The sequence below is a fragment of the uncultured Eudoraea sp. genome (genome assembly GCF_947258525.1).
Classification (GTDB): domain Bacteria; phylum Bacteroidota; class Bacteroidia; order Flavobacteriales; family Flavobacteriaceae; genus Eudoraea.
In genome coordinates, this window is sequence record NZ_CAMYIP010000133.1 from 40,973 (window position 1) to 54,032 (window position 13,060).

Sequence of the window (13,060 nt, forward strand, 5' to 3'; positions counted from 1 at the left end):
ACTAAAATTAAGGGGTGGTGCTACTTACCTGTAATAACTTCCCATTGTAAAAGCGCTGTCCATTTAAAGCAAATTCCATAATATAAGCAGCCATATCATCTGCTGTAATAGGCGCCTGATACCCAGGAAAGGCTTCTTCCAGCATTTCTGTCTGGACTGCTCCAATAGCCAGAACATTAAAGGAAGGTCCAGATTCCTTGAATTCCTCAGCCCACAATTCGGTTAAGGTAATTACTGCACCTTTACTGGAACTATAGGCTGCCAGGCCTGGAAATTTAACGCTTCCCTGAACGCCGCCCATGGAACTAATAGTTACGACATGGCCGCCAACAGACATTCTTGGTATGAGGAGTCTGGTAAGTTCTGCAACTCCGAACACATTTACCTTATAAATTTCTTCAAATTCCTTCCTGGTAGTTTGAAGAAAAGGCTTGTTTAATAATTGTCCGGCGTTATTAACTAGAATATCAACAGTTTTCCAATTGTCATCTAAAAAGGCTTCAAGCTTTTCAAAATCTTTGTCTTTACAAATATCAAAAGAAAATGCTGAAATATTAGTTTCATTTAATTCCTTAACGGGTTTATCATTTCTGGAAAGGGCCAGAACTTTATGTCCGCTTTGGGCAAAAAGGCGGGCTAATTCATATCCTATACCCCTGCTGCATCCTGTAATTATTACGTTAGCCATTTAATAATACTTTACTTCTTGTTCAGGTGAATTTGAAAATCCTTCCAATACAGGTATCATATTATTTATGAGTCTTGCCATATGTTCAAAATCCATTAGATCTACCTCATCACCCACCTTGTGATAGAAATTATAATTAGTGAAATCAAAAGTGCAATAGGTTTGAGAAGGAATATTAAACTCGTTGTGAAAAGGGTAGTTATCCGATCTTTGAAAAAGACCAAATTCCTTTGCTGACGGTAAAAACCCTACGAAATTTTTATTCGCATATTTATTAGATACTTCTGCTATATTAGATTTATCGAAACCTGTAACATACATCATATAGTCCCTATTCACCATAGGAACGCCCGTCATTTCGAAATTAATCATCATATAAAGGTTTAGGCCTTCTTCCTTCAATTTTTTGGCGAGATGATTGGATCCTAGTAAACCCTTCTCCTCGGCACTGAACAATGCAAAGATGAGGCTCCTTTTGTTACTTCGGGAATTTCCAAAATACCTTGCCAATTCCAGTACGGTGGTTGTCCCGGAAGCATTGTCATTAGCTCCATTGGCAATAGCATCGCCATTTTCGGGAGTTAATATACCTATATGATCATAGTGCGCTCCAATGAGGATATATTCATTTCGAAGTTTCTTGTCAGTTCCTTTTACAACGCCGACTATATTATAAGCTGTTTTATGAAAATTAGACAATGTATCCCTATAAGTTTTAAAATAGGGCTTTAATTTGTTTTGAAGAAAGATACCTTCTATGAATTCAGCAGCTTTTTCTATCCCTTCACCTCCTGAATCCCGGCCTTTTAAGTCGTCTGACGCTAAATAGTTCATTATTCCGAGTACCCTGGTGCTATCTGAAAATTCATCACTTCGAATTTTCTTAACTGTGGCAGCTTTGGATTCCTTAGTATTTGGATTTGCTGCAGTACTTTCTACATTTCCTTTAAGGCCATCAGGCCCGGCAGGCGGGTTACCGGATTGCGTTTTTTTTAACGACCCACAGGCTGATAAAAAAAATAGTGCTAATAGTAATATTACATGTTTCATTTGTATTCTATATAACAAAAGGTATCCTAAATATTTAGGATACCCCATTTTACGAATAATCAGACTTTTTTTCAAGAAATATAATTGTTTTATCAAGCCAACATAGTAACCGGATTTTCCAGATACGCCCTAAGGGTTTGCAAAAACTGTGCTCCGGTAGCACCATCAACCGTTCTGTGATCACATGCCAGGCTAATCTTCATTGTATTTCCAACAACGATTTGACCATTTTTTACCACCGGTTTTTCAACGATGGCGCCTACGGAGAGAATGGCTGAATTAGGCTGATTAATAATTGATGTAAACTCAAGAATACCAAACATGCCCAGATTAGAAACCGTAAAAGTGCTTCCTTCCATTTCGGCAGGAGTTAATTTTTTAACTCTGGCTCTTCCTGCCAAGTCCTTGACCGAAGTTCCAATCTGAGTAAGACTCATCTGATCTGTAAATTTTAATACAGGCACTACTAAACCATCGTCTACCGCTACGGCTACACCTACATGAATATGCTGATTATATCTGGTAGTATCTCCATTCCAGGAAGTATTTACCTGAGGATGTTTTTTAAGTGCCATTGCACAGGCTTTAACCACCATATCATTAAAGGAAACTTTAGTGTCCGGAAGACTATTGATCTTTTCCCTGGAAGCTATGGCATTATACATATCAACCTCTATCATAAGGTAATAATGAGGAGCTGTGAACTTGGATTCACTCAATCTTTTGGCTATAACCTTGCGCATTTGGGAATTTTTCACTTCCTCAAAATGTTCTTCCCCGGTTGGTAGGATTTGTGGTGCCAATACCGGGCTTTCAGTCGTTGTTTTGGCTTCAGCAACATCTGTAGCAGCAACTTGTGCAGCCGGTACAAAGTTTTCTACATCCCGTTTAACAATTCTGCCATGATCTCCACTACCCTTAACGGACATAAGATCAATTCCTTTTTCCGCGGCAATTTTCCTTGCCAATGGAGAAACAAATACCCGCTGTCCTGAATCTAATTTCTTTTCCTCTTTAACATCAGTATGTGTCTCTTCCTGAGGAGCCTCCGCCTTAGCGGTTTCGGCTGTTTTGGTCTTTGAAGCAGGTTTAGCCTGCAATACAGCCTCAATATTGGTACCCTCAGGTCCGATAACGGCCAATACTTCATCAACAGGCGCTGATTCGCCTTCCTGTATTCCTATGTAAAGGAGTTTCCCTGAGTAGAAGGACTCAAATTCCATAGTTGCCTTATCAGTTTCAATTTCGGCCAGGATATCACCTTCTTCCACTTCATCCCCTACTTTTTTTAACCAGGAAGCAACGGTGCCTTCTTCCATTGTGTCACTAAGGCGAGGCATTTTTATAATCTCAACGCCTTCCGGTATTTCATTGGAAATGGCTTCTGTATTAGCGGTAGCTTTCTCGGTTTCTTCTATTGATGTGGTTTCTCCCTGAGCTTCTACTTTATCAGATGTTCCCTGGGCGCCATTTATTAAGGATGAAATATCTTCTCCCTCGTCACCAATTATTGCAAGCAATGTATCAACCGGTGCACCATCTCCCTCTGCAATTCCGATATGTAATAAAGTACCTTCATGAAAAGACTCAAATTCCATTGTAGCCTTATCTGTTTCTATCTCAGCCAAGATATCTCCCTCTTCAATCTTATCTCCAACATTTTTTAACCATTTTGCAACGGTACCTTCTTCCATGGTATCGCTTAATCTGGGCATATTAATTACTTCCGCCATTTACTTATAATTTGTGTTGTACAAAGGGATAGTCTTCTTGTTCATAAACCATATCGTAAAGCTGTTCCACCGGAGGATATTCAGACTCTTCTGCAAATTTTTCACATTCTTTTACGAGATTTTTCACCCTATCATTAATGGCTTTAATTTCCTCTTCAGTAGCGTATTTTTTCTCCTTGATAACATCAAGAACCTGACTTATAGGATCTATCTTTTTATATTCTTCAACCTCATCTTTTGTCCTGTAATGTTGAGCATCAGACATAGAGTGACCTCTGTATCTATAGGTCTTCATTTCCAGGAAGGTTGGACCGCCACCACTTCTGGCTCTTTCAATTGCCTTTGTCATTGCTGTGGCTACAGTTAACGGATCCATTCCGTCAACGGGAGCACTAGGCATTTCATATCCCAAACCGAGTTTCCAAATATCCGTCGTATGAGCAGTTCGTGCTACTGAAGTTCCCATCGCATAACCATTATTTTCACACACAAATACAACCGGAAGTTGCCAAAGCATAGCTAAATTAAATGTCTCATGCAGTGAGCCTTGTCTTACAGCACCATCACCCATGTAGCAAAGCGTTACAGAGTCTCTTTTAAAATACTTGTCGGCAAAAGCCAATCCTGCACCCAGAGGAATTTGCCCGCCTACAATACCGTGACCTCCATAAAACCTGTGTTCCTTGGAAAAAATATGCATGGAACCCCCCATTCCTTTGGAAGTGCCCGTTACTTTGCCATATAATTCCGCCATTACCTTCCGAGGATCTTCGCCCATTCCTATGGGCTGAACATGATTCCTGTATGCTGTTATCATTCTATCTTTAGTAAGATCCATTGCGTGCAGGGCGCCTGCTAAAACAGCTTCCTGACCATTGTACAAGTGCAAAAATCCTCGTACTTTTTGTTGAATGTATACGGCAGCCAGTTTATCCTCAAACTTTCTCCAGAACAACATTTCCTCGTACCATTTTAGGTATACCTCTTTGGTAACTTTTTTCATCAAATATTTTTCTTTTAAGTATACTTGTTTTTTGCTGAAATATTCAGATTTGAATTGTTCAGGTATATCAAGGGAAAACAAAAATACACATTATATCAATAGTGAAAAAAAAATGATAAAAAAGGTATAATTTCGGTGCAATAAAACGATTTATGGTAATTCTAAATTCTATGGGAGAATAAACAAGTTTTACTATAAGTAGGAATTGCCAAAGGCCAAAGGCAGGATATCTTCCAGGGATTCGCATTTGAATATTTTGCCTGAAACACCCATCATTAGGATAGTAATAGGGGTATTTTGCTTTTGTTCATATTCAGCAATGGCTTGCCTGCAATTACCGCATGGTGCTGCTGGCCTGTCTACTTTATGAGTTTTAGATGATACACTTATCGCAATTGAATCTATTGCAACATTGGGATATTTTGCACCTGCCTGGAAAACAGCCACGCGTTCTGCGCATAAACCGGAAGGAAAGGAGGCATTTTCCTGATTGCTGCCTATCACGATTTCTCCGTTGGCTAAAAGGACTGCTGCCCCTACCATGAACTGGGAATAAGGAGCATAGGCATTTTTTCTGGCTTCTATGGCAATTTGCATAAGGTCTTTTTCACCTTGGGAAAGCTCATCTAAAGTGTCAAAAACCAATAAATCAAAGGAAATCCTTCGTTTTTCCATAGTTTGCTGCAAATATCCGGGCTAACCGGAGTTAAATTTAAATGTACTTTATTTTAGATAGCTGTGCAAAACTGCTTCTTAGCTAAATAAAAAAACCTGTCCGGAGACAGGTTTATTAATTCGTTATATTTTGATTAATCATTATAATATTCCGCTCCCAAGTTAAAGGTAAGCGCGAATCGCAATGTGTTTTCTAGAGGGTTCTTCACTTTTGAAGTAGAGAATAGATACGAAAGATCTATCTGAACTGATTTGAATTTAAATCCGGCTCCCAGTGTAAAGAATTGTCTTGCTCCTTTAAATTCGCTTTCATGAAAATAACCTGTTCTAAACATGAAAGCATTTTGATACGCATATTCTGCACTCAATGCCCAGGTTACCTCCTGAAGTTCCTCACTAATCCCATCTGGTGCATCTCCAAAGGATTTAAATACGCCTTCTAACCAGCCAATCTGCTGATATATGTCATTATCTGCAGAGTCTATTACACCATCACCATTAAAATCCTGAGGAGTAGGTACTAATAATTTGTTGAATTCCAAATTTAAACCCAATACATTATCCTGGTCAAAAATGAAATCAAACCCTCCGCCTATTCCAAGATTCGTGGGTAAAAAATTGGGTTGACCCCCTTCCTCGTATGTTATTTTACCTCCAAGGTTCGAGATATTAAAACCGGCTTTCCATCTGCCATCAAAACTATTGTAGGCTACTTCTCTTGATCTAAAGTAACCCGCAATATCTACAGCAAATGAACTCGCTGACTGCGAATCCACATCACCACTTTCCGGTAATCTGAGATTGGAATTAATGTATCTCCCTGCAATGGCCATAGAGAATTGATCGCTAAGCTTTAATGCATAAGAACCATCAATAGCCAATTCATTTGGTTTAGCTATTGTACCCGGATCACCAGCGAATTGTCTTAATTCAATTTCACCCAAAGTAAAATAACGCAAACTGAACGCAAAAGCACTCCTGTCGTTTATTTTGTTATAAAAATTTCCGCTTAATAAGGAGACATCTGTAATAATGCTCTCCAGATAGGGGGTATAACCTAAACCTATACCCATTTTTCTTTCGGCAAATGCATACTTGGCAGGATTCCACTGCTGCGAAAATGCATCAACAGATGTAGATACGCCCATATCTCCTAAACCACCAGACCTTGCGTCTGCCGCAATAGTCAAAAAAGGAACTGCCGTAGTTATTACACGATTCTGCTCCTGGGCAGATATCTTGAATACAAAGGCAATTGCGGCCAGAATAACGAATTTTCTCATTTTTGTCATGTACTGTTGAATTCGTCAAAAGTCGCGAATAAAACTTAAATAATATCCACCATATTTTGACTTATTACTTGTTAAGTAACGAGCATTTCAAAAATATCTTGCATTTAGAGGTGTTTAATTTTTGTATTTGGGGCAATAATGCTGAATATCAGTACTTTATTTAGATTACAAATTAAATGTATACTTATTAATGTAAAGTTATATGACAAGGATTATACTTAATAAATCAAAAGAAATGTTTCTATCCATACTATAATATGTTTTGTGCCGTTATCAAAATGGCAAAGGTCCTAATAAATGTTGCCTGCGCAAATGGGTAAAAATATTTTCGGAACTATAAAATATTATGTGATAATCATCGTTTTATAAGCCGAAAGCGACACAATTTTTTTAAATATTCTATCAAATAGCGAACAAATACTGTTTGATATTGAACTTAAGTCCTAAATACAGATGAAAAAACAGTTGATCAAAGTTGTACTTTCTTGTGCAGTGTTAATGGGAAGTTTTACATTTAACAGTTGTAAAAAATCTGCCTCAGCATCATCAAAAAATGTTTCAAGAGCTACAGGCTGGAAAATAAACGCCAAAGAAGGTGGTTTTCAGTACAATTCTGACTTTAAAGAACAAGCCACAGGTCCCGGACTTGTTTTTATAGAAGGAGGTACTTTCACAAAAGGGAAGGTCCAGGATGACGTAATGCATGACTGGAATAACACTCCTACAACACAACACGTGCAGTCCTTTTACATGGATGAAACTGAAGTAACCAATGTAATGTATTTGGAATACCTCGATTATCTTAAAGCGGTATATCCTCCGGAAAATCCAAAATATACAAATATTTACAAAGGTGCTTTACCAGACACATTGGTATGGCGAAACCGATTGGGTTATAATGAAACAATGACCAACAATTACCTGCGCCACCCTGCATATGCAGAATATCCTGTAGTAGGTGTGAATTGGATTCAAGCTGTCCAGTTTTCTGAATGGAGAACAGACAGGGTGAATGAAGCCATGCTTGAAAAAGAAGGTTATTTGGCTCAGGATGCCAAATACCGGGCAATGGGAGGTGAAGTAGAAGGTACTTTTAGTACTGAAGCCTATCTTAACCGTCCTGAATCTGTATATAATGGACAAATAGATTCTTTACAAGGTAAAATGAAAAAAGATTCTGTTTCTACTTTTGCAAAGAGAAGTACTGGTATAATAATGCCTGCTTACAGGCTGCCTACGGAAACTGAATGGGAATACTCCGCAGCTGCGCTGCAAGGTACAAGAGAATACAATAATTACCGTGGTAGAAAAAAATATCCATGGGAAGGTGATTATACAAGAAATGGACAGCGTGTGGGAAGAGGCGATCAGTTAGCCAACTTTAAACAAGGTAAAGGTGACTATGGCGGAATTGCAGGTTGGTCTGATGATGGAGCTGATATCACAGCCCAGGTAAAATCTTACAAACCCAATGACCTCGGTCTATACGATATGGCTGGTAACGTTGCAGAATGGGTGGCTGATGTATATCGTCCGATTGTAGATGATGAAATAAGTGATTTCAATTACTATAGAGGTAACATTTATATGAAAACTGCTATTGGCGAAGATGGTAAAGTAACTATTCTTAGAGATAGTGTAATTTTTGACACCTTGCCTAATGGAAAAGTTGTAGCAGTAAATCTTCCGGGAGAAATTAAAATGGTACCTGTTGATGAAGAGGAAACTTATTTAAGGACGAATTTCTCGGATAGTGACAACAGAGGTTATAGAGATGGTGATGCGGGATCATCCAGATTTTTTGACCGATTTGCAGGTGATGATGAAGAGGATCCGGCCCGTAAGATGTATGATGCACCGAAGCATAAAGTGGAGCGCGATTCTGCTGGTGAAATAATTCGCGAGTATGACAAAAGCAACAACAGGACGACACTTATAAATGATGAAGTCAGGATTTATAAAGGAGGATCTTGGAGAGACAGGGCGTATTGGTTAGATCCTGCACAACGCAGATTCTTACCACAATACATGGCCACAGATTATATAGGATTCAGATGTGCCATGTCCCGAGTAGGCTCCAAATCTAAGACTAAAAATAAAACTGTACGAGGAAAAAAAGCAAAAGCAAAATAATAAATAATTCCTGAATATAAACTAAGCCCTGATGTTAGCATTAGGGCTTTTTTATATCTTTGTTTTTATGACAATTGAGAAATTGCACCAACTTTTTTTAAAGTATCCCCAGGTTTGTACAGACACCCGTAACATTCAACCAAATTGCATATTTTTTGCCTTTAAGGGCCCGAATTTCAATGGCAATAAATTTGCGTCTGAAGCTATAAAGAATGGTGCTGCGTATGCCATAGTAGACGAGGAAAAGTATATGACGGGTGAGGCTTTCGTACTCGTAGAGGATGTGTTGAAAACCCTTCAGCAATTGGCAAACTTTCACAGGAATTATTGTAAGGCAAAAATTATTGGACTAACAGGTAGCAATGGTAAAACCACAACGAAAGAGTTAATATATGCCGTCTTATCAAAAAAATATAATGCTATTGCCACGAAAGGTAACCTAAACAATCATATTGGGGTACCTCTTACGCTACTTACGATTAAGGCAGATACAGAATTTGCCATCATTGAAATGGGTGCAAACCATATCAAAGAAATTGAATTTTTATGCAATATTGCTGAACCTGATTTTGGATATATAACCAATTTCGGGAAAGCCCATCTGGAAGGCTTTGGAGGTTTAGAAGGTGTTATCAAAGGTAAAAGTGAACTCTACGGCCATCTTATTGCAAATAAAAAATTTATTTTTCTTAATGCAGACGATCCTATTCAAGTAGAGAAATTAAAAAATTACTCAAATAAATATGGGTATAGCATCTCAGATAACAAACATTATAAGATAACCTTATTGGGATCACAGCCCTTTGTAAAACTGGAAACAGAAGAAACCGTAATTAACACTCAGCTTATAGGCAGTTATAATTTTACGAATTGCGGAGCAGCAGTACTTATGGGAAAATATTTTAACGTACCCTTGGAGGATATAAAAAATGCGATTGAAGCCTATGTTCCTAAAAACAACCGTTCCCAGATTATAGACAAGAAGGAATATCATATTATCCTGGACGCCTATAATGCAAACCCAAATAGCATGGAAGCAGCTCTGGAATATTTTAGTAATCTTCCCGGGAATGGAAAAGTTGTTTTTCTGGGGGATATGTTTGAATTAGGTATAGACGCCAAGGAAGAACATCAAAAAATTGTTGATCTGGCTTCAGGAATGAATTTTGATAAAGTCTATCTCGTAGGGCAAAATTTCTATAAAACGCATTCAAAATTCACAAAATTTGCAACTTTTGAAGACTTATCCGACTTCCTTAAAGGCAATAAATTAAAAAAAGGCAATCTTCTAATTAAGGGATCCCGGGGCATGGCCCTGGAAAGAATTCTGGATTATCTGTAATACCTTCATGCTGAAGAGTGTATTGGATTAACTCGATAAGCTCGCTGATCCAAATACAGTTCCCTGTTTAGCAAGCATAAAAAATCCACACAAGTTTGCGTGGATTTTCTGCTTGGCGTGGAGTGTATTGGATTCGAACCAACGACCCCCGCCCTGTCAAGGCGGTGCTCTAAACCAGCTGAGCTAACACTCCTTGTATTATTATATCGGTTCTATTTAAACCAATTGATAAAACAGGCTGCAATATCGTAAAATTATCGCGATCATCCTTAAATTTTAAAGCAAGATCACACATTACAAAGATTTAAAATGCATTTTCGCTGCATGGCCCTTTAGGGAACTATTTAACCCTTGTATATGAATAAAGTGTGTTATTTTTATGCAAATTAATTTTGTTCAAAATGAAGATAGTTTCATGGAATGTTAATGGTATCCGGGCCATAATCAAAAAGGAATTCTTTGAATCGATAAATGTTTTGAATCCTGATATACTTTGTATTCAGGAAACAAAGGCCCAGGATATTGAAGTAGAAAAAGCCTTATTACCCCTAAAAGACCAACATCTTTATATTAATTCTGCTGAAAAAAAAGGCTATTCCGGTACTGCAATTTTAAGTAAACTCAACCCTATCACTATTAGTTATGATATGGGTATAGCCGAGCATGACTCAGAAGGAAGGGTAATCTGTGTTGAATATGCCAACTTCTTTTTAATAAACGTTTACGTTCCCAATTCTGGCCAGAAATTAGATCGTTTATCATATCGTAGTAAGTGGGATGCAGACTTCCTTCAATATTTAAAAGAAAAAGAAAAAATAAAGCCCCTTATCTTATGCGGGGATTTCAATGTTGCTCATCGGGCAATAGACCTCAAAAACGACAAATCTAATTACAATAAAACTGCAGGGTACACACAAATTGAAATAGATGGAATGGACAATTTTATAAATTCCGGATTTGTAGACTCATTCAGAAATTTAAATCCGGATGGGGTGGCATATACCTATTGGAGCTATCGCTTCAAGGCACGTGAGCGCAATACAGGCTGGCGAATAGACTATTTTTTAATAAGTAAGTCATTACTACCCAAAGTTAAATCTTCACAAATCCTTCCGGAATTCTTTGGTTCTGACCACTGCCCTATTCTTCTGGAAATAGATATATAAGGCTTAAAGCCCTTCTATTTTTCTCCTGAGTTTTTTGACCAATTTTCCTACGGTAAGCCCTTGAACAATTATGGAAAAAATTACGACAACATAGGTCATAACTAAAAACAACTCTCTGTGCATTTCGTAGGTTAGACCAAGTGCAAGAGCAATGGATATAGCTCCTCGTAACCCGCCCCAGGTCATTATCAGATTGGTGTTAGGAACAAAATCTAAACGCTTCGCAAAGACATTTACGGGGATAATAAGAGAGGCATACCTGCAAATTAATGCAATGGGTATGGCCAGGAGTCCGGCCATTATATATTCTGGCTCCAGGTCTAAAACCAATAATTCCATTCCAATAAGTACAAAAAGTAGTGTATTTAAGAGAATGTCTATCAGTTCCCAGAACTTATCCACATAATTTTCGGTAAGCTCCGACATTGCCAATTGCCTGGCTGTATTTCCTCCAACAACTAATCCTGCAACTACCATGGCCAGCGGAGCAGATATGTGCAAGTATTGTGCAACTATAGTCCCGGTCATGACCGTTGCCAATGTTATAATGACTTCAATGTCATAATCGTCTATAGACTTCATTAACCTTACTGTGACCCATCCCAGCAGTGCTCCCAATAGTAATCCTCCGCCTACTTCATGAATAAAAAGAATTAGAACGTCAGTCATAGAAAAATCTCCGGAACTTCCACTTGCAATCCCGAAAATGGTTAGAAAAATTACGACCCCAACTCCATCATTGAAAAGTGATTCCCCTACTATTTTAATTTCCAATTTTTTAGGCACGTTAGCCTTTTTTAGTATGCCCAAAACGGCGATAGGGTCTGTTGGGGATATAAGTGCTCCAAAAAGAAGACAATTAATAAATTGAACCTCTATCCCTATGCCATGTAGCATATAAAATATAATTGTTCCAACGAGGAAAGTAGAAACAAGAACCCCAAAAGTTGCAAAAATCAGAATGGGCCATCTAAGTTCCCTTAATTTTTGCAAATCGGTATGAAGGGCCCCGGCAAACAGCAAAAAGCTCAGCATAATATCAAGAAGTACAGATCTGAAATCTATATGGGTTATGATATAGCGTTCGGCATTTAATAAGGTATCATCAAAATAACTAAGTGCGAAAACCCCAAGAGTAAATAGAATAGTAATCACAGTAAGCCCAATAGTGTTTGGGAGCTTAATGAATCTTACATTTAGATAACCAAAGAATGCAGATATAAACACTAATATACTGGCAATTACAAAATAATCCATAGGCTGCTAAGATATTCATTTCCTTACTAAAATGATAGTATTTTGATTTCAAGGCATCGTTAAATGTATGGTGACTGATCAAAATCATTCCGAATTGAAAATCACCATTCTAAATTTGTATTTCAAATAATGTTTAACCTTTAAAAAAAATATCATGACACTAGTTAAATTTAGAAAAAGGGCAAGGCCTTTTGGAAATCTGATCACTTCCGATTTTTTTGACATGGAAAATTTTTTCGAAGACAAATTTTGGAATCGTGGATTAGTAAATGATCGCTTCTGGAATGCAAGAGCTGGTGAACCTGCGCTAAATATTATCGAAAAAGAAGACCACTTTGAAATTGAATTAGCAGCACCGGGATTTGCAAAAAAAGACTTCGAGATCACTATTGACGAAGGATACCTTAATATTTCGGCAAAAAAAGAAATGAAAAAGGAGGAAAAGGAAGACGATTACACAAGAAGAGAGTTTAGTTATAATGCATTTGAAAGATCCTTGCTTTTACCAGAAAATGTTAAAGAAGAGGAAATTAAAGCAAAATACAATGACGGTATTTTAAGCTTTAAATTAGCAAAAAAAGAAGTAGCTGTAAAAGCTAAACCAAAAGTTATTGAGATTAGTTAATTTCTAATTCTTAGCTTAAAATGCCCTCTGTTTGCGATCTTAAATTTGTCCATGTAGTAAAAGATCGCACCGGAGGGCATTCTTTTTGTATCAATT

11 protein-coding genes and 1 tRNA gene are annotated in these 13,060 nt (G+C 37.7%); 4 read left to right on the plus strand and 8 right to left on the minus strand.

Annotated features, from left to right (window positions below; genetic code table 11):
* Positions 1 to 7: 7 nt before the first annotated feature.
* The 6 genes from Q0X89_RS10210 to porV all read right to left on the minus strand — a co-directional run bounded on the left by Q0X89_RS10210 (position 8) and on the right by porV (position 6,432).
* Positions 8 to 688, minus strand: coding sequence for an SDR family oxidoreductase (locus tag Q0X89_RS10210; RefSeq protein WP_297693752.1), 681 nt, complete (start codon positions 686 to 688; stop codon positions 8 to 10).
* Positions 689 to 1,738, minus strand: coding sequence for a M28 family peptidase (locus Q0X89_RS10215; RefSeq protein WP_297693753.1), 1,050 nt, complete (start codon positions 1,736 to 1,738; stop codon positions 689 to 691).
* A gap of 92 nt (positions 1,739 to 1,830) precedes the next feature.
* Positions 1,831 to 3,471: a pyruvate dehydrogenase complex dihydrolipoamide acetyltransferase gene (locus Q0X89_RS10220; protein WP_297693755.1), complete on the minus strand. Its 1,641-nt coding sequence runs from the start codon at positions 3,469 to 3,471 to the stop codon at positions 1,831 to 1,833.
* Between the two features lie 4 nt (positions 3,472 to 3,475).
* On the minus strand, positions 3,476 to 4,474 hold the full coding sequence (gene pdhA / locus Q0X89_RS10225; protein ID WP_297693770.1) for a pyruvate dehydrogenase (acetyl-transferring) E1 component subunit alpha: 999 nt from the start codon (positions 4,472 to 4,474) through the stop codon (positions 3,476 to 3,478).
* Between the two features lie 192 nt (positions 4,475 to 4,666).
* Entirely contained in the window at positions 4,667 to 5,149 is a 483-nt protein-coding gene (cdd, locus tag Q0X89_RS10230; protein WP_297693772.1) for a cytidine deaminase, read from the minus strand.
* Positions 5,150 to 5,283: 134 nt separating this feature from the next.
* A complete protein-coding gene (gene porV / locus Q0X89_RS10235) occupies positions 5,284 to 6,432 on the minus strand; it encodes a type IX secretion system outer membrane channel protein PorV (protein ID WP_297693774.1) in 1,149 nt (382 codons plus the stop codon).
* Between the two features lie 462 nt (positions 6,433 to 6,894).
* Between porV and gldJ the strand changes: the two genes are divergently transcribed.
* Together gldJ and murF are read left to right on the plus strand one after the other, a co-directional pair.
* Positions 6,895 to 8,574 (plus strand): gliding motility lipoprotein GldJ, encoded by a 1,680-nt coding sequence (gldJ, locus tag Q0X89_RS10240; RefSeq protein ID WP_297693776.1) that lies wholly within the window; start codon positions 6,895 to 6,897, stop codon positions 8,572 to 8,574.
* A gap of 31 nt (positions 8,575 to 8,605) precedes the next feature.
* Positions 8,606 to 9,916 carry a UDP-N-acetylmuramoyl-tripeptide--D-alanyl-D-alanine ligase gene (gene murF / locus Q0X89_RS10245; RefSeq protein WP_297693778.1) on the plus strand — a complete coding sequence of 437 codons (1,311 nt, stop codon included), beginning with the start codon at positions 8,606 to 8,608 and terminating at the stop codon, positions 9,914 to 9,916.
* A gap of 118 nt (positions 9,917 to 10,034) precedes the next feature.
* On the opposite strand, the gene Q0X89_RS10250 is transcribed toward murF, so the two are convergent.
* Positions 10,035 to 10,109: transfer RNA gene (locus Q0X89_RS10250), tRNA-Val, on the minus strand.
* 208 nt (positions 10,110 to 10,317) lie between these two features.
* Between Q0X89_RS10250 and Q0X89_RS10255 the strand changes: the two genes are divergently transcribed.
* On the plus strand, positions 10,318 to 11,082 hold the full coding sequence (locus Q0X89_RS10255; RefSeq protein WP_297693780.1) for an exodeoxyribonuclease III: 765 nt from the start codon (positions 10,318 to 10,320) through the stop codon (positions 11,080 to 11,082).
* A gap of 3 nt (positions 11,083 to 11,085) precedes the next feature.
* On the opposite strand, the gene Q0X89_RS10260 is transcribed toward Q0X89_RS10255, so the two are convergent.
* Complete coding sequence (locus Q0X89_RS10260; protein WP_297693782.1) at positions 11,086 to 12,339, minus strand: sodium:proton antiporter; 1,254 nt, start codon at positions 12,337 to 12,339, stop codon at positions 11,086 to 11,088.
* A 223-nt stretch (positions 12,340 to 12,562) separates the two neighbouring features.
* Here Q0X89_RS10260 and Q0X89_RS10265 point away from each other — a divergent pair, with 223 nt between their 5' ends.
* Complete coding sequence (locus tag Q0X89_RS10265) at positions 12,563 to 12,964, plus strand: Hsp20/alpha crystallin family protein (protein ID WP_297693784.1); 402 nt, start codon at positions 12,563 to 12,565, stop codon at positions 12,962 to 12,964.
* Positions 12,965 to 13,060 lie beyond the last annotated feature (96 nt).